18 protein-coding genes and 1 pseudogene are annotated in these 21,508 nt (G+C 43.1%); 15 read left to right on the forward strand and 4 right to left on the reverse strand.

What is annotated here, in order from left to right; genetic code table 11:
- Nucleotides 1-75: 75 nt before the first annotated feature.
- The 4 genes and pseudogenes from U5K35_RS17150 (at nt 76) to U5K35_RS17170 (ending at nt 4,683) form a co-directional block, all read left to right on the forward strand.
- Nucleotides 76-504, forward strand: a complete 429-nt coding sequence (locus U5K35_RS17150; RefSeq protein ID WP_322572744.1) for an Hsp20/alpha crystallin family protein — start codon at nt 76-78, stop codon at nt 502-504.
- Between the two features lie 39 nt (nt 505-543).
- Nucleotides 544-2,472 (forward strand): molecular chaperone DnaK, encoded by a 1,929-nt coding sequence (dnaK, locus tag U5K35_RS17155; RefSeq protein ID WP_322572745.1) that lies wholly within the window; start codon nt 544-546, stop codon nt 2,470-2,472.
- A gap of 133 nt (nt 2,473-2,605) precedes the next feature.
- Nucleotides 2,606-3,593 (forward strand): annotated as a pseudogene (gene tsaD / locus U5K35_RS17160) (tRNA (adenosine(37)-N6)-threonylcarbamoyltransferase complex transferase subunit TsaD).
- Between the two features lie 79 nt (nt 3,594-3,672).
- Nucleotides 3,673-4,683 carry an isocitrate/isopropylmalate dehydrogenase family protein gene (locus U5K35_RS17170; protein WP_322572748.1) on the forward strand — a complete coding sequence of 337 codons (1,011 nt, stop codon included), beginning with the start codon at nt 3,673-3,675 and terminating at the stop codon, nt 4,681-4,683.
- Nucleotides 4,684-4,749: 66 nt separating this feature from the next.
- Here U5K35_RS17170 and U5K35_RS17175 read toward each other — a convergent pair whose 3' ends face one another.
- Nucleotides 4,750-5,241 carry a metallophosphoesterase gene (locus tag U5K35_RS17175; protein ID WP_322572749.1) on the reverse strand — a complete coding sequence of 164 codons (492 nt, stop codon included), beginning with the start codon at nt 5,239-5,241 and terminating at the stop codon, nt 4,750-4,752.
- Nucleotides 5,242-5,424: 183 nt separating this feature from the next.
- Between U5K35_RS17175 and gatC the strand changes: the two genes are divergently transcribed.
- The 4 genes from gatC to U5K35_RS17195 all read left to right on the forward strand — a co-directional run bounded on the left by gatC (nt 5,425) and on the right by U5K35_RS17195 (nt 9,494).
- Nucleotides 5,425-5,715 carry an Asp-tRNA(Asn)/Glu-tRNA(Gln) amidotransferase subunit GatC gene (gene gatC, locus U5K35_RS17180; RefSeq protein ID WP_322572750.1) on the forward strand — a complete coding sequence of 97 codons (291 nt, stop codon included), beginning with the start codon at nt 5,425-5,427 and terminating at the stop codon, nt 5,713-5,715.
- 52 nt (nt 5,716-5,767) lie between these two features.
- Complete coding sequence (locus tag U5K35_RS17185) at nt 5,768-8,254, forward strand: hypothetical protein (RefSeq protein WP_322572751.1); 2,487 nt, start codon at nt 5,768-5,770, stop codon at nt 8,252-8,254.
- Between the two features lie 149 nt (nt 8,255-8,403).
- Complete coding sequence (locus tag U5K35_RS17190; protein ID WP_322572774.1) at nt 8,404-9,123, forward strand: ATP-grasp fold amidoligase family protein; 720 nt, start codon at nt 8,404-8,406, stop codon at nt 9,121-9,123.
- Between the two features lie 80 nt (nt 9,124-9,203).
- A complete protein-coding gene (locus U5K35_RS17195; protein ID WP_322572752.1) occupies nt 9,204-9,494 on the forward strand; it encodes a HigA family addiction module antitoxin in 291 nt (96 codons plus the stop codon).
- Nucleotides 9,495-9,532: 38 nt separating this feature from the next.
- Here U5K35_RS17195 and U5K35_RS17200 read toward each other — a convergent pair whose 3' ends face one another.
- Nucleotides 9,533-10,366, reverse strand: a complete 834-nt coding sequence (locus U5K35_RS17200; RefSeq protein ID WP_322572753.1) for a glycosyltransferase family 2 protein — start codon at nt 10,364-10,366, stop codon at nt 9,533-9,535.
- A gap of 48 nt (nt 10,367-10,414) precedes the next feature.
- Between U5K35_RS17200 and U5K35_RS17205 the strand changes: the two genes are divergently transcribed.
- The 6 genes from U5K35_RS17205 to U5K35_RS17230 all read left to right on the forward strand — a co-directional run bounded on the left by U5K35_RS17205 (nt 10,415) and on the right by U5K35_RS17230 (nt 17,179).
- On the forward strand, nt 10,415-11,341 hold the full coding sequence (locus U5K35_RS17205) for a glycosyltransferase (RefSeq protein ID WP_322572754.1): 927 nt from the start codon (nt 10,415-10,417) through the stop codon (nt 11,339-11,341).
- A 2-nt stretch (nt 11,342-11,343) separates the two neighbouring features.
- The gene (locus U5K35_RS17210) at nt 11,344-12,843 is read left to right on the forward strand and encodes a lipopolysaccharide biosynthesis protein (RefSeq protein ID WP_322572755.1); all 1,500 of its coding nucleotides are present in this window, start codon (nt 11,344-11,346) and stop codon (nt 12,841-12,843) included.
- Nucleotides 12,821-13,807 carry an NAD(P)H-quinone oxidoreductase gene (locus U5K35_RS17215; protein ID WP_322572756.1) on the forward strand — a complete coding sequence of 329 codons (987 nt, stop codon included), beginning with the start codon at nt 12,821-12,823 and terminating at the stop codon, nt 13,805-13,807. The genes U5K35_RS17210 and U5K35_RS17215 overlap by 23 nt, the downstream gene beginning before the upstream one ends.
- Nucleotides 13,808-13,920: 113 nt before the next feature.
- Nucleotides 13,921-15,054: a hypothetical protein gene (locus U5K35_RS17220; protein WP_322572757.1), complete on the forward strand. Its 1,134-nt coding sequence runs from the start codon at nt 13,921-13,923 to the stop codon at nt 15,052-15,054.
- 15 nt (nt 15,055-15,069) lie between these two features.
- On the forward strand, nt 15,070-15,831 hold the full coding sequence (locus U5K35_RS17225; RefSeq protein WP_322572758.1) for a FecR family protein: 762 nt from the start codon (nt 15,070-15,072) through the stop codon (nt 15,829-15,831).
- A gap of 103 nt (nt 15,832-15,934) precedes the next feature.
- Nucleotides 15,935-17,179, forward strand: a complete 1,245-nt coding sequence (locus U5K35_RS17230; protein ID WP_322572759.1) for an NAD(P)/FAD-dependent oxidoreductase — start codon at nt 15,935-15,937, stop codon at nt 17,177-17,179.
- Nucleotides 17,180-17,231: 52 nt separating this feature from the next.
- On the opposite strand, the gene U5K35_RS17235 is transcribed toward U5K35_RS17230, so the two are convergent.
- Nucleotides 17,232-18,566 carry a PhoH family protein gene (locus U5K35_RS17235; RefSeq protein WP_322572760.1) on the reverse strand — a complete coding sequence of 445 codons (1,335 nt, stop codon included), beginning with the start codon at nt 18,564-18,566 and terminating at the stop codon, nt 17,232-17,234.
- A gap of 385 nt (nt 18,567-18,951) precedes the next feature.
- A complete protein-coding gene (locus tag U5K35_RS17240) occupies nt 18,952-19,719 on the reverse strand; it encodes an RNA methyltransferase (RefSeq protein WP_322572761.1) in 768 nt (255 codons plus the stop codon).
- Between the two features lie 89 nt (nt 19,720-19,808).
- Between U5K35_RS17240 and U5K35_RS17245 the strand changes: the two genes are divergently transcribed.
- Nucleotides 19,809-21,329 carry an aldehyde dehydrogenase family protein gene (locus U5K35_RS17245; RefSeq protein ID WP_322572762.1) on the forward strand — a complete coding sequence of 507 codons (1,521 nt, stop codon included), beginning with the start codon at nt 19,809-19,811 and terminating at the stop codon, nt 21,327-21,329.
- Nucleotides 21,330-21,508 lie beyond the last annotated feature (179 nt).

Raw genomic sequence — 21,508 nt, forward strand, 5'->3', positions numbered from 1 at the left:
ATACGTCAGTGATCAACCACATGTATTAAGGTTGGCATTGAGGTTGCTCTTAATAGATTAAAACAGAAAACTATTATGAGCAACTTTAGCATAGACTTGGAAAAACAGTTATCAAAACTCGGCAGAGACATTCAGCAATTGGTTGAACGAGCTGTACCCGCGCAGGGCGCGGTAAGCTTTCATCCTCGCTGTGATGTGGCAGAAAATGATCAGAAATATTCAATCATCATGGATCTGCCCGGGATGGCGAAAGAGCAGGTTTCCATCACGCTGAAAAATGGTGTGTTAACCATTAGCGGTGACAGGGAGCTCTATCTTGAGGATGATGAAAAGCTGGTGAAAAGTGAACGCAAGCAAGGTTCTTTTTCCAGAGCTTTTGCCCTGCCCGAACATTCCGACACATCATCAATCAATGCTGCTTTTAATGATGGGGTGCTAAAAGTTTCAGTTTCAAAAAAAGTTTCGGAAGAGGATGGCGATAGTCAGTCTATTCCAATCAAGTAAACAGTTTATAAGAATAAAAAGTAAAATAAAGACAATATTATGGGTAAAATTATAGGTATAGATTTAGGTACAACAAACTCATGCGTTTCCGTAATGGAAGGCGGCGAGCCTGTTGTAATTCAAAACTCAGAAGGTGGAAGAACAACCCCATCTGTAGTTGCATTTTCTAAAGATGGAGAGCGCTTAGTGGGTGCGCCTGCAAAACGTCAGGCGATTACAAATCCCGATAAAACGGTTTCCTCTATTAAACGCTTTATGGGACGTATGTTCGGTGAAGTGAAAGATGAAATAGGTCAGGTTTCCTACAAAGTTGTAAAAGGCGATGACGGAACCGCTCGTGTTGAGATTGATGATCGCAAATACGCTCCGCAGGAAATTTCTGCGATGGTGCTTCAAAAGATGAAGCAGACAGCCGAGGAGTATTTAGGTGAAGAAGTAAAAGAAGCCGTGGTAACTGTACCGGCATACTTTAATGACGCACAGCGTAAAGCAACACAGGAAGCCGGAAAAATTGCCGGACTTGATGTAAAACGAATTATTAACGAACCGACTGCTGCATCTCTGGCGTACGGTTTGGACAAAAAAGATGAAGACCAGACCATTATTGTGTATGACCTTGGTGGTGGTACATTTGATGTGTCTGTTCTGGATCTTGGCGACGGCGTGTTTGAGGTGAAATCAACCAGCGGTGATACACACCTTGGTGGAGATGACTTTGACCAGCGTGTGATTAACTTCCTGGCTGATGAGTTTAAAAAAGATGAAGGCATTGATCTGAGAAAAGATCCAATGGCGATGCAGCGACTCAAAGATGCTGCTGAAAAAGCTAAAATTGAGCTTTCAAGTTCTCAAAAAACCAATGTAAACCTGCCGTTTATTACAGCGACAGACTCAGGACCTAAGCACCTGAACATTGACGTTACTCGCTCCAAGTTTGAGCAGTTAGTTGATGATCTGGTTAAGAGAACGATCAAGCCTTGCGAAAAAGCATTGAAAGATGCAGGAATCAGCAAGAGTGAAATTGATCAGGTAATTCTGGTCGGTGGTTCAACACGTATTCCGAAAATTCAGGAAGTTGTAAAAGAGTTTTTCGGAAAAGATCCGAGCAAAGGAGTTAACCCGGATGAAGTAGTTGCCGTAGGTGCTGCTATTCAGGGTGGAGTTCTTACCGGAGATGTTGACGATGTTGTACTTCTCGATGTTACTCCGCTTACCATGGGTATTGAAACTCTCGGTGGCGTGATGACCAAGCTGATTGAATCAAACACAACGATTCCAACCAGCAAGAAAGAGACATTCTCTACGGCTGCCGATAGTCAGAGCAGTGTGGAAATTCACATCTTGCAGGGTGAGCGTGCCAAAGCACAGGATAACCGAACACTTGGACGATTCCACCTTGATGGAATTCCACCGGCACCGCGCGGAGTACCTCAAATTGAGGTTACCTTCGATCTGGATGCCAACGGTGTACTGAATGTGAGTGCAAAAGACAAAGGCACCGGTAAAGAGCAGAGTATCCGAATTGAGTCCTCTTCCGGTTTGAGTGAGGATGAGATTGAAAAAATGAAAACTGCTGCAGAAGAGCACGCAGAAGAGGATAAAAAAGTTCGTGAGCGAATTGAAACGCTCAACAAAGCGGACTCTCTGATCTTCTCAACCCGCAAACAGCTGGATGAGCATAAAGACAAGATCTCGGATGAAAACAAAACCAAGATCGAAGATGCTCTAACCAAGCTCGAAGAACTCCACAAAGAAGAAAAAGTGGATGAGATTGAGCCGGCTATTGAAGAGTTGAACCAGGTTTGGGCTGCAGCTTCGCAGGAGATCTATCAAGCGGCTGAAGCTGAGCAACAAGCTGAAGGTGCTGCACAGGATGGCGCGGCCGGAGCTGAGGAATCAGCAGAAGGTGACGACGCTGTAGATGCAGACTTTGAAGTTGTGGACGAAGACGAGGATGACAAGAAGTAATCGTCCCTGAAATCAACAGTTAATTTAAGAAGCTCGTATCCAATGGATGCGGGCTTCTTTTTTTATATCCCTGTGTGATTAAATTGTATCTTTGACTACATCAAAAACGGCAAGAAAATCTAAAATACCCGCGATGAAAGTACTTGGAATTGAATCCTCTTGTGATGAAACGGCGGCTTCTGTATGGGCGAACGGTAAGATTCTATCCAATGTAATCGCTTCTCAATCCATTCATGAGCAGTTTGGCGGAGTTGTACCTGAACTTGCATCCCGGGCGCATCATAAAACAATCTGGAAAACGGTACAGCAGGCACTGGAAGAAGCCGGTATGACGATGGATCAAATCGATTCGATTGCCGTAGCGCAAGGTCCCGGATTGATGGGGTCTCTGCTGGTTGGACTTAGTTTTGCCAAAGGTCTGGCACTTACCTACAAAAAACCTCTGATTGGGGTGAACCATATCGACGCACACCTCTACGCCAATTTCATTGAGCATGAGGAGGTTTATCCGTTTGTTGGTTTAATCGTCTCCGGAGGACATACCCGGCTAGTCTATGTTGATAAAGCGTTTAACCACGAACTTTTGGGAGATACCCGTGATGACGCCGCAGGAGAAGCGTTTGATAAAATTGGTAAGCTGCTTGGGTTGCCCTATCCGGCCGGTCCCGTTGTTGATAAACTGTCGAAAAAGGGAGATCCGGAGTTCCATGACTTTCCCAGATCGATGATCAATAAGGGACTGGACTTTAGTTTCTCCGGGTTAAAGACAAGTGTGCTTTATTACACTCAGGAGAAAGGGCGATGAGTTTGTTAAGAAACACTTGAATGACATTTGTGCCAGCGTCTCTGCTGCGATTACGGATGTATTGCTTGCAAAACTGAAGCGCGCTGTTAAAAAGGAAGGTGTAAAAAATGTGATGCTGGCGGGAGGGGTGTCGGCTAATTCAATGCTGCGGAAAAAAGTATCGGATTTTGCAGAGTCCCGAAATCTTAATTTGATGATCCCGGCGCTTCAATACTGTACCGACAATGCGGCTATGATTGCAATGACCGGAGCTTTAAAGGCACGTGACGGTAAGTTTGACGACTATCGCCTCAAGCCTTACGCAAGAGTGAGTTAAAGGGGATATAATTCAAAACTGAGCTTTAAAATCCATATCTTCAAGCAAAATAAAACTGATCATCATAACTGACTAACTTATGCATAATATTGTATTGATTCCGGGAGACGGGATTGGGAAAGAGATTACAAAATCGGTAACCAAAATTTTAGAAACAGCCGGCGCTAAAATTAATTGGATTGAGTGCAAAGCAGGAGAGGGTGCAAATGATGAACTGGGAACTCCTTTACCGCAGGAAACAATTGATGCCATAAAGGAGCACCGTATAGCGCTGAAGGGACCCCTTACCACACCGGTTGGAGCGGGTTTTCGATCTATTAATGTGGCTTTACGTCAACAATTTAACTTATACAGCAACATCCGTCCGGCCCGGTCGCTGCCGAATATTCACAGCCCATTTCAGGAAGTGGATTTGGTTCTTTTCAGAGAGAACACTCAGGGACTGTATATTGGAAAAGAACATTGGGTGGATGAAGAAGAGACGCATGCAGAAAGCATAGCAGTAGTGACCCGTGAGGCAAGTGAAAAAATCATCACCGCAGCTTTTGAATACGCCAAGAATCGAGGCCGTAAAAAAGTCACGCTTGTTCACAAGGCAAATATTCTTAAGCTGACGACAGGACTTTTCCTAGAAATTGGTAAAGAGATTGCTCAAGATTATCCTGAGATTGAGTTCGAAGATCTGATTGTAGATAACATGGCCATGCAGATGGTAATGTATCCACAGCAGTTTGATGTAATTGTTACAACAAACCTGTTTGGTGATATTCTTTCTGATCTTGCATCCGGTTTGGTTGGAGGCTTAGGTGTAACAGGAGCTGCCAATATCGGTGATGACGCCGCAATGTTTGAAGCGGTTCACGGCTCAGCGCCGGATATCGCGGGCAAAGGACTTGCCAACCCGACAGCTCTTCTCTTTTCAGCTCTTATGATGCTTGAGTATCTTGGCGAAGACAGACTTGCTGAAAAAATACGTTCAGCAATTTACACCGTGCTGCAAGAGCACAAAGAAGAGTGCACTCTGGATATTGGCGGAAAAGGAAATACTGAAAGCTATACAGAGGCAATCTGCAAGCTATTAAGGGATTAATTCTCTCTTTTAGTCAATCTATATTATTCAAAAGGCCGTGTGAATTTCATACGGCCTTTTCTGTTTTTAGTCGGTTAGTTCAATGAATTTCACCTGTTTGGTATCCGTATCAAACAGGGCGATCATTGGATCCTGATCAAACCCGTTCACGCTTCCAGGGTTGATGGTAATAGTGTCACCGGCTGCCCCAACTTTCGCCTGATGTGTATGCCCTGAGATAACCACATCATATTTTCCGCAGTTCTCGAGGCTTTCCGTGATCTCCGGATAGGTTCCGTGGTAGACGGCAAACTTTAGTTTTTCTTCCTGAAAAGAGTAAAAGCCACCGTGCAGAGTTGCGCCGATCTCATCAAACTTTTTCATCAACAGAAATTTATCTCCGTCATTATTACCAAATATGCCGTCCAGTTTTAATCCGTCAAAATGAGGAATGGTAAAAGGGCTGCAGTAATCTCCGGCATGAATGACTCTGCTGACGTTAAGTTCTTTAAATTTAGTTACGGCTTTTTTAATGTGTTCAACGTGATCGTGAGTATCTGAGCAAATGCCGATTAGCATAGAGTGTGATTTTTGATCATATTTCTATCAAGCAAAGAAAAAGCAGGGAAATAATAAAGCTAAAAAATGCTAAACATGGTTTTGATCGCAGAAATACTGTGCCAGGGCTTAAGCTTTTGATCAGGATTTCTTACCTTTATCAACCGAAAAAAGTAATTAGTTGTATTAAAGAAAGAACCGTATATGTCAGTTACAAAAGACGATGTTTATTACGTGGCCAATCTTGCCCGCCTGCAGTTGGATGACAATGAAGCTGAAGGTCTTCAAAAGGATATGAATAATATTCTCGGCTATATTGAGACACTCAACGAGCTTGATACATCCGATGTTGAACCGCTTGAGCACGTGACTGAAGTGATATCTACAGATTTCAGAAAGGATGAAGCGAAAGAGCCGTTAAGCCATGATGACGCTCTGAAAAATGCTCCGGATGCCGACTCCGACTACTTTAGGGTTCCAAGAGTTATTGAGTAGTCATATTTTTTATTGAAGCGAGTCACTTTCCAACTCTAATCTAATCTCATAAATGGCTTCCAAAAAAAGTAAAGGCAAAGAAAAAAAGGTTCAAAAACCTGACTTTTGGGAGTCGCTTTCCGCCCGGAAAAAACATCTCTTCTGTTTAGCCTTTCTATTTATCCTGCCTGTAGTACTTTTCTATTCATCGGTTTTAGGCGGGCAGCAGTATATGGGCCATGATATGTTACAGTGGAGAGCCGGTGCCGAATCTTTGATAGAGCATCAGGAACAGTATGATGAGCCGGCCCACTGGGCAACGAATATGTTTTCGGGAATGCCGGCCACCACCATTTCACACCCTCCCCAAATCAGTAACCTCGATAATACGCTGTTGAGGTTTCTTCAGTTTATCTATCCGGCGGCAGAGATGTGGATTTTATTGGGAGGTGCCTATCTCATGTTTATACTGATGGGTGCCAAACCGCTGTCAGCAGTTTTTGGAGCAATCATAATCGGTTTTTCAACCTACATACCCATTATTATTGGGGCAGGTCATAATGCAAAATTTTTGGCCTACATCTATATTCCCTGGCTCTACAACGGATATTTTCTTCTAACGAGATCGAAGGTGAATCCCTGGCTTGCCATGTTTCTTTTCGCCTGGGCGCTCACTCTTCATCTTCGCGCCTACCATCCGCAGGTTACCTATTTCTTCCTTTTCCCTCTGGGCACACTCTTTTTGTACGATCTGGTAAAAGCGATTCGTGAGGGTGAGGTTAAACCGTTTGCCATTCAAACGGGATGGCTGGTTGCCGCTGCGGTTATTGCTGTGATGGTAACCATTCAACTCTATTGGAGCACGCTTGAATATTCTACATTTAGCATGCGTGGCGGATCAGAGCTTGCCGGTAACGACGGTCTCGCAAGAGATTATGCCTTTGCATGGTCGCAGGGCTGGGGGGAGTTACTGACACTTATAATCCCCGGAGCCTACGGAGGTTCTGAGCTATACTGGGGCCCAAAAACATTTACGAGCGGTCCTCACTATTTTGGTGCACTCTCTTTTCTCTTCTTGATCGTAGGAGTACTTAAATCAACACATAGGCTGAAGTGGGTATTTCTAGGTCCCGGTATTGCCACGATGCTGTTTTCGCTGGGTGAAAATTTTGGTGCACTCAACAATGTCATGTTTGCCTATTTTCCACTATTTGATAAATTCAGAGTGCCGGAAATGTGGTTGATGATCTCTGTGTTTTGTTTTTCGGTCCCTGCCGTTTTTGGGATGGACTGGATTTTGGATCAGATTAAAGAGAAGAAGAATTCACTTCAGTGGAAAAAGCCGGTATATATTGCGTCCGGATTGGCGGCTGTAGTAATTTTGATTGGTTTCCAGTTTCTATCGTTCGAAAAGCCGGGTGAGAGAGAGAATATTGCAGAGCAGATCGCCTCACAAAATGAAGTGCCTGTCGATGATCCCCGGGTTTCGCAGGCTGTAGACCGGTATTTGCAGAACGAAATGATCCCACAGCGGGAGGAGCTTGCAAGAGGGGATACTCTTCGATTTGCATTTCTACTTTTTGCCGGCGTTGGGATTTTATTTGCAGTAGGTTTGCAAAAACTCTCACTTTCCATTGGTGGAATGCTGTTTTGCGTACTGCTTGCATTTGATTTTATCCGCGTTGATCAGCGATACATGAGCGAACGCTCACTGGTTAGCCAGGAATTGGAACGAGAACAGGTTCTGGAGAGGAATGAACGCCCGTTAGATCAGTTTTTAGAGGAAAACGTCAATACGGATGAAAACTGGGAATACAGAGTTTTACCACTGCTTGATAATCCGTTTAACAACGCGACACCCGCTTATTTTTATCCATCTGCCGGGGGCTATTCCGGGGCAAAACTGGGGTATTATCAGGACCTGATTGATGAAGCTATTTTTTCCGGATCATTTGGAATCAATACAGGGGTATTGAATATGCTGAATGTGAAATATTTATCAGCTCAGGGAGCATTTAATATTCCCGGATTTGAAGTAGTTTACCGGGGGCAGGATGGCGTTGTAATGGAAAACCAAAATGTACTCCCGAAAGCATGGTTTGTAGAACGTGTTGAAACGGTTGAAAATCAAACCGAAATTTTAAACCGTATTTCTCAGGATTTTAATCCCTCAGAAGTAGCGTTTGTGAGTGAAGAGGTAAATGCAGTCTCTGCAGCAGATGATCGATCTGTATCTGTTTCGACATATAACGCGAATGAAATTGAGCTTCAGGTAAGCACTGAAGAACCCGGTTTTCTGGTGCTAAGTGAAATCTGGTATCCCAAAGGCTGGGTATCCACCCTTAATGGGGAAGAAATCGACGTGATTCGAACCAACTATGTTTTAAGAGGATTTGAAATTCCGGCCGGTGATCACACATTGAATATGAAAATGGAACCGGTTTGGTATGAAACGGGTAAGTGGGTATCCCGTGCGGGTACGTTGATACTCTTCTTAATTTTAGGCATTGGCCTAATCCGGTATCGAAAAGAGAAAGGTGACCAAAAATCCCGTCAGTAATAGCTAATATTGCACGAGGGGTCACCAGAAAAGTCTTTTGGGGCGGTCTGCACAAAATCCTTTCTGACAGGCAGTACGCTAAAATAAGATATTGGCTTGATGTTGGACGATCGCTCAATCTGAATGAGCCTTCAGCATTCACAGAAAAAATTCAATATTTAAAACTAAACAACCGTAATCCTTACAGGCAAAAAGCTGCCGATCGAATAGAGGTTAGAGAATATGTAAGGGAGAAAGTGGGCGAGAGGTATTTGATTCCATTGTTGCTGGAAACCGATGAGCTGAGTTTATCCGATTGGGAATCTCTGCCTAACAGATTTGTACTTAAAGCCAGTCACGGCTGTGGAATGCTTAAACTTGTTTTTGAGAAGTCAGCTGTTCAGTATGATCAAATTTATTTACTGACTCAGGACTGGCTTAACTTCGATTACGCAAAATTTGGAAGGGAGTGGGTGTATGAGGAGGTGCCTCGGAAAATTGTTGCCGAAAAGTTGATTACTGACAGTGAAAACGAGATTCCTGAAGACTATAAATTTTTCTGTTTTCACGGCCGGGTTGAGATGATACAGATTGATATCGGGCGTTTTAAAAACCAGCGAAGAAATTTATACACTCGCGATTTTCAATTGATCGATGCCAAATGCCTTTACCCAAATTCAGAAAAGCCGGTTACAAAACCTCAGAATTTGCATGAAATGCTAGAAGTTGCTGAAAAACTTGCATCAGAGTTTAATTTCATCAGAGTTGATCTTTACTCATTAAGCAACAGAATTTATTTTGGTGAGTTGACCAATTTTCCCGGTAATGGGTTTATACCATATCAGCCGGATAGTTTTGATTTTGAGCTGGGTAAGAAGTTGAAATTGTAGATTAAATCATATTTGTTTTAAATGGCAAGAAGGGGATGCGTTTGACGTTGAAATTGTAGACTATCATTAACGAAACAGATATGGAAAAGTTAGCACCTGTACACCCCGGAGAAATGTTGAAGGAGGAATTTTTAGATCCAATGAATATTTCTCAAAGAGAATTTGCACGTATTATTAAAGTACCTGCCAATAGAGTGAATCAAATCGTAAATGGAAAACGTGCCATTACAGGAGATACAGCTATACGATTCGGATTGGCATTGAATACCTCACCGGAATTTTGGCTCCGTCTTCAAGACCGCTTTGAACTGGAAAAAACCTATGATGAAGTTGGGGATTCTCTAAAGAAAGAGATACAACCTATCGTGTAAAAGTTTTTTACTAGGTTTCAAACAGTTTAGGCTTCTTTTTAGAGAAAAAGCTTCCTGGTAATCTCCTTTATTAAAAGGTGACGCGGTGTTGCTTTAAAGAGTTCAATCCATCCTGTTTCTTTTCCTTCGGTAATTTTGATGCGGTAGTTTTGATATTTAATCTGCTCCGCATTCATCTTATCCCGATGTTTCTGGAAACAGGCTATGTACCCGTCTATTTGATGTTCGGATGTTGTGATGCTTTCCCGTTCATCGCTCATGTTTACAACTTGTAGCGTGTGTGGTGCAGTCTTGATCGGTCCGAAATCGTGCGCCAGTCGAATCCATAAATCGTAATCCTGAGCGGACTGAAGAGATTCATCATATCCGTCAACTTGTTCCAGGTACTCTTTTTTAGTCAATACCTGATTTCCCACCTGATTGTAAAAAAGAAGGTCATGTAGCGTGATGATCGGTTTTTTCTTCCAGACAATCTCCTTTTCCCCGAAGTCCATTCTATCGTTGGAGGTAACGGCTGAATAGCCTTCTTGAAACTCTTCCATCAAAAGCTCAATGCGTTTGGGTCTCCAAACATCATCATCATCCAACCCGGCAACATACTCACCTTCAGCATTTTCTATAGCAATGTTGCGGCTTGCGGCAGCGCCTTTAGACTCGTTGTTTCGTATAACTTTCAGAGTCTTGTGCTTTTCAGAAAGAGATTGCAACAGTTGTGGTGTATCGTCGCCGGAAGCATCGTCGACAACTACAATTTCCATATTCTCCCAGGTTTGATCCAAAACAGATTGAATAGCGCGCTTCAGGAGTTCTGACCTGTTATGTGTTGGAATAATTGCCGAAACCAGCGGTTTGGAATGATTTTCTGAGCTCAATTTTCTTCTGCTACCATTTCGTTATATTTGTTGCCGAACAAAATACATATGATAAACCACACATCCATAACGATCGCGATTTGCACCTACAACCGTGCAGAATATCTGAGTGATACACTAAGATATTTGTCTGAACAGACTGCAGATTTCAATCACTTTGAGATTTTGGTGATTAACAACAACTCTTCAGATCAAACAGCAGAAGTATGTGCCGATTTTGGAGAAGAGAATCCCCATCTGAACTATAAGGCAGTTGAAGAAACCAAGCAGGGACTGTCGTTTGCCAGAAACAGGGCAATTGATGAAGCAACATTTGATTCGATACTCTACATTGACGATGATGTTCATTTATCAAAGGATTTTGTGAACACAGCTCTTCGTAATCAGCAAAAAAATCCGGATGTAAAATGTGCCGGCGGACGAATTGAGGTCTCGTTTGATGACGGTGAACCCGACTGGATACCGGACGAGTTGATGCCGATGTTTGGACTGCATGATTTGGGAGATCGGCACAAAGTGTATCCAAAGACGAATTTTCCGCGAGGCGGTAACATGATGATCAAAAAGGAGGTTTTTGATACTATCGGACGGTTTGATACGGATTTGGGCAGAATCGGGAAAGAGCTTTTGGGTAGCGAGGAGAAGGCCTTTTTTGATCGGGCCAGGGCACACGGGTTTAAGCTTCACTATTGGCCTGAAATGAGTTTGCAGCACCGAATCGGACAACAACGTCTGACCAACGAGTATCTTAAAAATCAGTCGATTGGAATCGGATACAGTGAAAAAGTTCGACTGAAACACTCATCCCTGAAAAAAGCAGCAAAGATATTGAGTGAATTTGTGAAATTTGCAGGCAGTTTAATATTGAGTTTCGGGTATCTCTTGAAAGGAAAAACGAAAGCGGCTTCTTTTATATTAAAGTTCAGGATTTGGGTTATGAGCGGATTTATAAAATCTGATCGTGGAGGTGCGTAGAGTTGGGGATCATTGCAAAACAGAGTTTTTGGAACAGCCTGATCACCTATGTTGGAATCAGTCTGGGTTTTGTTTTGACGATCTTTCTCTATCCTCATATTCTCAATCCTGACCAATACGGGCTTACCCGCGTGATGGTTTCTGCGGCTTTAATTTTATCTCAGTTTGCACATCTGGGATTTCAGAATCTGATTCTGCGCTATTTCCCATTTTTTAAAAATGCATCTCCAAAAAAGCATGGTTTTCTATTCTGGGCATTGACGGTTCCGCTTGGTGGTTTTTTACTCTTTACGATTCTCTTCTTTCTGTTTGATGAACTGTTGATCTCTGTTTATGACGAGCGGTCACCGCTTTTTGTGGACTACTACCTCTGGTTGCTGCCGCTAACACTTTTTGTACTCTACTTTGAAGTGCTCAATAACTATCTGAGGTCGCTTCGTGACTCAACTACGGGCTCCATCGTAAATGAGGTTTCACAGCGGCTGTTTGCGATACTGTTTCTCGGCTTCTATTTCTTTGGATGGATCAGTTTCGCGCAGTTTGTAGCACTGTTTGTGCTCAGCTATGCATCACAACCAATGATCATTCTGGCACAGATTATCCGTAAAAAAGAGTTTCAGATTAAACCAAACTTTCGGATTCTGAAAAAGCCTTTGGTGAAGGGTATGGCTAATTACAGCCTTTATTCACTGTTGGGCGGTTTGACAACGGTTCTGGTCTGGAATGTGGATGTATTGATGCTTGGCTCAATGGCGGGGCTCGAAAGTACAGCCATTTACGCAATTGCATTTTACATAGGATCAGTCATTGCTGTACCGCAGCGCTCCATCGACAAAATTGCGACTCCTTTAATTTCTGACTTTATCAAACAGAAAAAGTGGGGAGAAGTTGACAAAATCTACAAGAAGACATCGCTTAATCAGCTTATTCTCGGGCTCACAATTTTTGGAATCGTCTGGCTGAATGTAGATCTGCTCTTCACTTTTTTACCGGAAATATATCAGGATGGTAAATGGGTAGTGTTTATTATCGGTATCGGTAAACTGATCGACATTGGAAATGGCTCAAACGGTGTAATCTTACTCAACTCCAAACACTACAGAGTAAGTTTTTATACGAACATAATTTTAGTATTGGTAACAATCGGGGCGAACTATCTGCTTATACCGCAGTATGGGATTGAAGGTGCAGCGATTGCCTCTGCAGGAGCAATATTTATCTACAACGGGGTTAAGTATTTATATGTAAAATTCCGGATGAAAATGACGCCTTTTACAATCAAAACAGTTGTAGTACTGTTTTTGGGAGCTGTTGCACTGTACATCTCAGGGCTTAGTAATTTTGGCTTTGAAAACCTGTGGATTTCCGGAACGCTTAAGTCCCTGATCTACTTAGCACTTTTTGTGGCACCGTTACTCTATTATCGGGTATCGGAGGATATACATCAGCTGATTTTTAACTCAAAAAAGGAAATCGAAAATGAAAGTATTACTGGTCAATAATCAATCGGATGAACCGGTAATGGAGTTCGGAGATTATCCAACTCCTGAACCCGCGGAGAATGAACTGCTTGTGAAGGTTAAATCCACGGCACTTAACCGGGCTGATCTGCTTCAGAAGAAAGGGAAATATCCTGTGCCTGAGGGTGAGTCCCCGATTATGGGATTGGAAATGTCCGGTGTTGTTGAGTCTGCTGGAAAAGGTGTTACAAAATTCAGTGAAGGTGATCGTGTGTTTGGCCTTCTTGGCGGCGGAGGATATGCCGAGTACTGCACGATCCATGAAGAGATGGCTCTTTCTATACCGGATTTTATGTCATTTGAGGAAGCAGCGGCAATTCCGGAGGTTTTTTTAACGGCCTACCAGGCACTGATGTGGCTGGGTGAATTAAAGAATAAAGAAACGGTTTTGATTCATGCGGGCGCAAGTGGGGTGGGTACGGCTGCCATTCAACTCGCTAAACATTTAAAAAAGGCTCAAATTGCGGTAACAGCCGGCAGTAAAGAGAAACTGGATCTCTGTCGATCATTGGGAGCCACGCTACAGATCAACTATAAAGAGCAGGATTTTGCTGAAAAGATTCGGGAGAGATTTGGTGAAAACAGCGTTGATCTGATCATCGATTTTGTGGGCTCGCCTTATTGGGAAAATAATATTAGCAGTCTGGGGATGGACGGACGATTAGTTTATCTGTCTATGCTTGGAGGAGCCAAAGTTGAAGAGATGAATCTTGTGCCAATATTAAGGAAAAGACTGACCGTTCGGGGGTCTACTCTGCGAAATCGCTCGCTTGATTATAAAAAACAGCTTACTGAGCAATTTTGGAACAGCACAAGAGATCTATTTGAAAAAGAGAAACTTGCGCCGGTTATCAGCGCAATATTCGATTGGAGTGATGTAGAGAAAGCACATCTAATGATGAGTAAAAACAAAAATGCCGGAAAGATAATACTCAATGGCATGTAGTGAGTTAGATAGATTTAACAAAATTCTGCGATTGTTAATCAGATCTATAAGCATAAATGCGTAGGTTCTGCTATTCTAAACCAAGGAACTTATTACAGGCCTGTTTTACCAAAATGGTGAATAACATATTTAATTCAATACTGATACTGCTCATTTTTTCGGTTTCTGCAGTAGCGCAGTCAACCGATATGGAGCTTGATATTAGAATGGATTCCGATTTTTCGCAAGAGGATCTGTCTGAAATGTTCAGTGCAGTGATTGAGCAAAATGGTGCAGCTCAGTTTTTCCAAATTACTGCAGAAAACAGATCCAGCGGCATCCTGAGAAATAATTTTGTAATTCTTGAAATACACAGTGAGGCTTTTGGAACAATTCTCACTGCAGAGCAATCATCATCCGGTTTTTTTAGTCTGAACCCGGGTGGGCAAATTACCTTTTCAAACTTGAGCATAACGGAAATATCGAATCTTGAGATTCAAGGTGAGCCCGAATTTGACTTGGTGATTACATCGAATGGAAGGAAACTTATTCAAAATTTAAGAAGAGGTTATCTGATTACCGATGATCTCTTCACGTTAAATGTTAGAATAGAGCAAGATATAATGGACAACCGGGAAACGGTGACACAGGAATCTGTTTCGTTTGAGACAGCTCTTAATGAACGTGAACTTGTTATTGAGACAGACCGTGAGATTGTAGCTGAGCTGATGAGCCTTAATGTATCAAACGAAGCTCCTGAATTTTCGTGGAGCGGAGAACAGAATAGGGCGTATCGACTGATAATTGTAGATAATGATCGAGCACAAAACGCGGATGCTCTGTTTTCCGAAAGATTTGCCAGGGAACATTCTGAAAGTGATATCCGTGATGAACAGGCCGGAGTAGTATTGGATGTGATAGCCAGTGAATCCAGCTATCAAATACCGGATCGATTTGCAGGACTGTTTGAGCCCGGAAAAACATATGCATGGCAAGTACAATCCACTAAACAGACGGTTCTGGATAATTTTGTTCAAGCCTATACGGATCGACTTGAGTTTACTACAAGTTTCCCTATTGAAGGTGAAATTCGTGAATTGCTGGTTAACATTTTTGGTGAAGAGCGAACAAATGAGTTTATAGAAAACGGTCTGCTGCTTGATCAGATTCAGGTAGACGGTGCAACATACTCTAAAGATGAAGTGCTTCAAATTTTAAGAGAAATGTCAGAAAAAATTGAAAATAATCAACTAAAAGTAGTTAGCTAACGAAAGGTGGCAGAAATGAAAAAAACAATTATAACACTTGTAATAATAGGTGCGATTATAACCGGAATTATTGTGCTGCTATCAGACAGCGGCGATGACAGCTATGAAGTGCCGGTTTTGAATGAAACAGATGATGAGGTCGCATTTGTAAGAAGATATGTGCCTTCAGTAACTGTAACGAATGTTTCATATGCTGACTCATTACAAGAGGTTGGAAGAGCATTGATTTCCGGTGATACATTAACGACCGGTAATAGCGGTTACGCAATGGTTCTGTTTCTGGATGAATCCATTGCGAGGGTGAGTCCATCTTCTCAGATGGTTATTCGTAGTGAACTCAACCCCGAAAAAAATCTGAATTTACGTACTCATGTTGGCATGTTACTTGGCGGTATGTTTCTGGATGTAGAGAGCAACCCAAACCGTGAGTTTGAGATAACTACAACACGGGCTGTGGCTTCTGTGAAAGGAACACGCTTTGGTGTAACAGCCGATGATAAAATCTGGGTAGAAGAGGGAGAAGTAGAAGTAACAATCAGGGAGACCGGCGAAGTGCGTTCGCTGGGAAATAAAATGTATCTGCAAGTGGAAGAAGATGGCACCGTAGATAGCGGTGAGTTGACCGACCAAGAGTTGGCAGATCTGACTGATGAATACCAAATTCTTGAGAGTGATTTGATCGAACGACAAATGAAGATTCAGTTTAGAAACAGATCAGGAGATCCTGTTGAAGAACAAATCAGAGTGTTCGAACAATCGGATTCATCAAATGAATAGTTTCTGCCTGTAAGTACAAAAACCTCTTTTCATGTAAATTGGAAAGAGGTTTTTTTGTTTGATCTAATCTCAACCCGAATGATTCTTTTTGTATTTTTGGCTCATGAAAAAGAATGAGCCACGAAAAATTGCAATCATTGGTGGAGGAGCCGCCGGTTTTTTTACAGCGGTGAATGCCGCAAGACAAAATCCGCAATTGGACGTCACTATTTTTGAGAAGTCGAGGGAAGTACTTTCAAAAGTTAGGGTTTCCGGCGGTGGACGATGCAATGTTACGCACCACTGTTTTGATCCTGATATGCTTTCAAAACACTATCCCAGGGGAGAAAAAGTTCTGCGCTGGAGCTTTGAACAGTTTCAAGCCAAAGACACAGTGGAGTGGTTTGAAGATCGGGGCGTAAATTTGAAAACCGAAGAGGATGGGCGAATGTTTCCAATCACGGATGATTCGCAAACAATTATCGATTCCCTGATGAGTGATGCCCAAAAGTATGGGGTGAAAATTCGCACAAAAACAAAAGTTGATGCCGTTGTACCTGAAGCGGATGGCGGTTTTCAGCTGTCAATTCACAAAGGCAGTCCAGAATATTTTGACAGAGTGGTAGTTGCCACAGGCGGTTATAATCGGGAGAAAGCGTATGGGTGGCTCAAAACACTGGGGCATTCGGTTCATTCACCGGTACCGTCACTTTTTACATTTAACTTTCGCGAGAAAGTGTTATCTGATCTTGCCGGAATCTCTGTTAAAAATGCGCATGTAAAAATTGAGGAGTTATCCTTTGAGGAAGCAGGCCCCGTTCTGATTACACACTGGGGATTGAGCGGTCCGGCTGTTCTGAAAATTTCTGCCTGGGCAGCACGGGATCTGCACGATCTGGAGTATCGGTTTCATGCATTGGTGAACTGGGTTCATCCTTTAAATGAGCAGGAGACGAGAGAAGAATTGATCAAACTTCGTGAAAAAAATGCCCGAAAAACAGTATCGAAGCAGGATCAATTTCCGTTTCCCAACAGATTATGGGATCGATTTCTGGAACTGTCGGGTATCAAAACCGATAAGCGATGGGCTGACCTTTCAAATAAAGAGATCCACGATCTGACGCAGACGCTGTTTCGAAGCCGCTATAATATTCAGGGAAAAACCACCTATAAAGAGGAGTTTGTTACCTGCGGGGGGATTCCTCTGAATGAGGTGAACCCGGATACACTGGAAAGTAAAATTGTGCCCAATCTCTATTTTGTTGGAGAGGTTCTGGATATCGACGGTGTGACCGGCGGATTCAACTTTCAAGCCGCATGGACAAACGGTTGGCTGGCGGCGAATGCTATTGCTAGTCTTGAGTCATGAGATGTGAGTCGTGAGTTCTCACGACTCAAGACTGTGGACTCACGACTATCAACTACAAATACTTACTCGCCAGGTTTGCCAGTGTCGATCGTTCGCCTTTTTCCAGGTTGATGTGAGCGTAGATTTTATTGTTGTGAATCCGGTCAATCATATAGGAGAGTCCGTTCGTCTGGGTATCGAGGTATGGGGTATCGATCTGAAAGATATCCCCTGTAAAAATGATTTTTGTGTTTTCTCCGGCACGTGTAATAATCGTCTTGATCTCATGCGGAGTCAGGTTTTGAGCCTCATCAATAATAAAAATCACATTATTCAGAGATCGTCCGCGAATGTAGGCCAGAGGTTCGATGGAGAGTTTCTCCGTCTGTATCAACTCATCAATTTTTTTATAGGACGAGCTGCTCTCCTTATACTGATTTTTGATGATACTCAGGTTATCCCACAACGGCTGCATGTAGGGATCAATTTTTGACTTCACATCACCCGGGAGATATCCGATATCGCGATTGCTCAGAGGCACAATGGGCCGTGCGAGATAGATCTGGCGATACTCTCTTCGCTGCTCAAGTGCCCCGGCCAGTGCCAGCAGCGTTTTTCCGGTTCCGGCTGCACCGGTGATGGTTACGAGCTGAATCTCAGGATCCATGATGGCGTGAAGCGCAAATGTCTGCTCGGCATTTTTCGGTGAAATCCCGTAGGCGCACATCGGTTTGATCAGCTCAACATTTTCATTTTTGGCGTTGTAATGTCCCAAAGCAGAGCTGGAGTGATTCTTCAGGATGTAGTAGTGATTGCTAATCGGTTCACTCTTCTCCAGTTTGCTGTGTTTAATATGCCCTTTTTTGTATAGATCGTTGATAGGCGCATTGTCTTCAAACTCCAGCTCGGTTTTGCCTTTGTAGAGATGGTCGATATCCTTGATCCGGATGGTCTCATAATCCTCGGCATCCAGCTTCAATGCACGAGCCTTTAATCTCAGGTTGATATCTTTGGATACCAGCACCACTTTCTTACCGGATTCCTCTTCTCGTAAATGAAGAGCTGTATTTAGAATCCGGTGATCATTTTTTACCGATCCGAAAAGTCTGGACGCAACATCATCCAATCCTTCATCACTGACCACGCGTATTTTTCCATGAGTTTTTCCGTTCAGCGGGATCCACTTCTCAATCATATTGGCGTCGGAAATCTTATCCAGATATCGAATAAACTCCCGGGCGTGAAGATTGGTTACCGAATTGCCTTTTTTGAAGGAGTCAAGCTCCTCAAGCACAGTAATCGGAATAGCGATGTCGTGCTTTTCAAAGTTTCTTACAGCATCAGAATCGTAGAGAAGAACAGAGGTGTCGAGTACAAATATCTTCTTCGCTTTTTTGGCGCGTGGCATAGGCAAAGCGGGTCAGGTTGATGATATTATTTCTGTAGATTGCTACTTAAACAATACCTAAACGGCCTGATAGAATCAACAAAAGTGAGAAACTTAATATTGATTTAATGAACGGGATTTGGCCTCATAATTGCAGCATATTTATTTAACTTAAGTTTGGTATAGGGATTTAGATAAAGTATCTGAGATTGTCCAAAAAGTGAATCAACACATAACCAAGCTTAAATAATTTAACTTTATATCCCTCTCTATTAGTTAGAGAGGGATATAGGGTGAGTCTGAAGGAGAAAACCAAATTATTTAAGCGCTATTCGAACTGATGTACCTTTTTGGACAGCCTCACTTCTGATGTTGCTAAATACAATGAATTTATATCAGATACACGTTATTGAGAAAATTGATACAGGGCAATACTCAGGGCAACTGCCGCATTCAGGCTTTCCACATTATCTGCGTTTCCGTCAATCCTGATTCTTTGTCTCGCTGTCATAAGTTCCGGATTTACTCCATTCCCCTCATTTCCAACAATCAGGATATTGTTTTTTGGAGTTTGAACCTCTTTTAAAGAAACAGATTCCGTTCCACCATCCAATGCGGAGACATTCCAACCGACTGCTTCAAAGTTTTTCAGCGCTTCGGAAAGATCTGTTTTTATGTAGGGAAGGGCGCCGGTTGCACCTGCGGTACTTCGTACTACTTTGGGATGAAACGGATCAACGGTTCCATGGCCGATCAGTAAACCGGATACGTTGAACCAGGATGCGGTTCGGATCATCGTGCCCAGATTTCCGGGATCCTGAACGGCATCAACCGCAATTAAAAGTCCATCGGACTGTGTTAATTCCTCCAGGGTTGTTTCCTCCGGTGTGTGGCATATGGCGAGGACACCCTGTGGTGTATCTGTATCAGACATAGAGTTGAAATCATCAGTATCCAATTCAAAGAGCGGCAGATCGGAGCTCTTGAAAGAATCGTCCAAATGAAAGTCTTTTTCAACGATAACGGCTTCAATTTTAATGCGATTTTGACTGAGGATCTGTTCAACACAGCGTAAGCCTTCAGCAATAAACTTGTTTTCGCGCTTGCGGTATTTTCCCTGAAGCAGTTTTCGCCATTCGGTGAGCTGACGATTTGATGGGGATGAAATGGCCATAAATTTAATCTAACTCCTTAGCATAAATTGGGTTTCGCTATTCAACATTCTATATTCCAAGAAACTAATAATTAAGACAAAGATATAGTATGAAAGATTTTTTGAGCAAGCTCGGTATTAAAGAGAAAAATGCCGGAACGTCTACCGGTCAGAATTTTATTGAAAACACGTCTGCCAAACTGATTACAAGCCGAACTCCGTCTGACGGATCAGAAATTGGATCTGTTTACGAAACGGCCAAAGAGGATTATGAGCAGGTTGTAAAAGCATCGCAGGAAGCGTTCAAAGAGTGGCGCATGATGCCGGCTCCGCAGAGAGGTGAGATCGTTCGCCAGATCGGACTAAAACTGCGTGAGTACAAGGAACCGCTCGGCAAGCTTGTTTCCTATGAGATGGGTAAAATCTACCAGGAAGGATTGGGTGAAGTACAGGAGATGATCGACATCTGCGATTTTGCCGTGGGGCAGTCACGAATGCTCTATGGAAAAACGATGCACTCCGAGAGGCCCGAGCACAGAATGTATGAGCAGTGGCATCCGCTGGGTCCTGTGGGAATTATCTCAGCGTTTAACTTTCCGGTTGCCGTTTACAGCTGGAACGCAATGATTGCCGCCGTATGCGGTGATACGGTGATCTGGAAAGGATCAGAAAAAACTCCGTTATGCTCCGTTGCGGTTCAGAATATAGTTGGAGAAGTACTGAAAGAAAATGATGTTTCTGAAGGAGTTTTTGGGATGATAACAGGCGGCCGTGAAGTGGGCGAGTGGATGACCAACGACGGGCGGATTCCGTTGATTTCTGCTACCGGATCCATCCCGATGGGTAAGCAGGTTGGGAAAACCGTAGCTGCCCGATTGGGTAAAACCATCCTGGAGCTGGGCGGAAATAACGCCATCATCATCAGTAAAGAAGCAGATCTTGAAATGGCCATTCGCGCGATTGTATTTGGCGCGGTTGGGACAGCCGGGCAACGCTGCACCAGTACCCGGCGACTGATTATTCATGAAGATGTGTACGATGAGCTGAAGGATCGTCTTGTGAATATCTATAAGAGTATTAAAATCGGTAATCCGCTCGATTCAGATACATTGGTAGGCCCGCTTATCGATCAGGATGCCGTTGATATGATGCAGTCAGCCCTGAAGAAAGTTGAAGAAGAGGGCGGATCTGTTGTTTGCGGCGGTGACGTATTGGAAAACATGGAAGGTCACTATGTGAAACCGGCTATCTGTGAAGTTGAAAATCACTTTGAGATTGTACAGCATGAAACGTTTGCACCGATACTCTACATGATCAAATACAGCGAACTGGATGAGGCTCTCAAACTTCACAATGGTGTAGTACAAGGACTCAGCTCATCCATGTTTACGCTGAATATGCGCGAAATGGAGAGATTCCTGAGCCATGCCGGATCAGACTGCGGAATTGCGAACATCAATATCGGAACGAGCGGTGCTGAAATTGGCGGAGCGTTCGGCGGTGAGAAAGAGACCGGCGGCGGACGAGAATCCGGCTCTGATGCATGGAAAGCTTATATGCGCCGACAAACCAATACCATCAACTGGGGCGATGAACTGCCGCTGGCGCAGGGAATTGAGTTTGATGTGTAAATGATAGATTTCATCAAATTGGAATAACTGCGGGTATTTATAACACTTTTATAGTTGTTAGATAAATATTCGTGTTATTCCGATGATGAATTTTTTAAATGACTTCATTACTTATTGTTGAGGCAGGTCGTTATCAATTACAGATTGATTATGACAACATTTATCAGATATTAAGGGGG

Source organism: Rhodohalobacter sp. (genome assembly GCF_034521535.1).
GTDB lineage: Bacteria > Bacteroidota > Rhodothermia > Balneolales > Balneolaceae > Rhodohalobacter.

Bases quoted from the DNA above. Each gene is read 5' to 3' on its own strand.
- U5K35_RS17150 (WP_322572744.1), top strand. From the start codon at position 76: ATGAGCAACTTTAGCATAGACTTGGAAAAACAGTTATCAAAACTCGGC.
- dnaK (WP_322572745.1), top strand. From the start codon at position 544: ATGGGTAAAATTATAGGTATAGATTTAGGTACAACAAACTCATGCGTT.
- U5K35_RS17170 (WP_322572748.1), top strand. From the start codon at position 3,673: ATGCATAATATTGTATTGATTCCGGGAGACGGGATTGGGAAAGAGATT.
- U5K35_RS17175 (WP_322572749.1), bottom strand. From the start codon at position 5,241: ATGCTAATCGGCATTTGCTCAGATACTCACGATCACGTTGAACACATT.
- gatC (WP_322572750.1), top strand. From the start codon at position 5,425: ATGTCAGTTACAAAAGACGATGTTTATTACGTGGCCAATCTTGCCCGC.
- U5K35_RS17185 (WP_322572751.1), top strand. From the start codon at position 5,768: ATGGCTTCCAAAAAAAGTAAAGGCAAAGAAAAAAAGGTTCAAAAACCT.
- U5K35_RS17195 (WP_322572752.1), top strand. From the start codon at position 9,204: ATGGAAAAGTTAGCACCTGTACACCCCGGAGAAATGTTGAAGGAGGAA.
- U5K35_RS17205 (WP_322572754.1), top strand. From the start codon at position 10,415: ATGATAAACCACACATCCATAACGATCGCGATTTGCACCTACAACCGT.
- U5K35_RS17215 (WP_322572756.1), top strand. From the start codon at position 12,821: ATGAAAGTATTACTGGTCAATAATCAATCGGATGAACCGGTAATGGAG.
- U5K35_RS17220 (WP_322572757.1), top strand. From the start codon at position 13,921: ATGGTGAATAACATATTTAATTCAATACTGATACTGCTCATTTTTTCG.
- U5K35_RS17225 (WP_322572758.1), top strand. From the start codon at position 15,070: ATGAAAAAAACAATTATAACACTTGTAATAATAGGTGCGATTATAACC.
- U5K35_RS17230 (WP_322572759.1), top strand. From the start codon at position 15,935: ATGAAAAAGAATGAGCCACGAAAAATTGCAATCATTGGTGGAGGAGCC.
- U5K35_RS17235 (WP_322572760.1), bottom strand. From the start codon at position 18,566: ATGCCACGCGCCAAAAAAGCGAAGAAGATATTTGTACTCGACACCTCT.
- U5K35_RS17240 (WP_322572761.1), bottom strand. From the start codon at position 19,719: ATGGCCATTTCATCCCCATCAAATCGTCAGCTCACCGAATGGCGAAAA.
- U5K35_RS17245 (WP_322572762.1), top strand. From the start codon at position 19,809: ATGAAAGATTTTTTGAGCAAGCTCGGTATTAAAGAGAAAAATGCCGGA.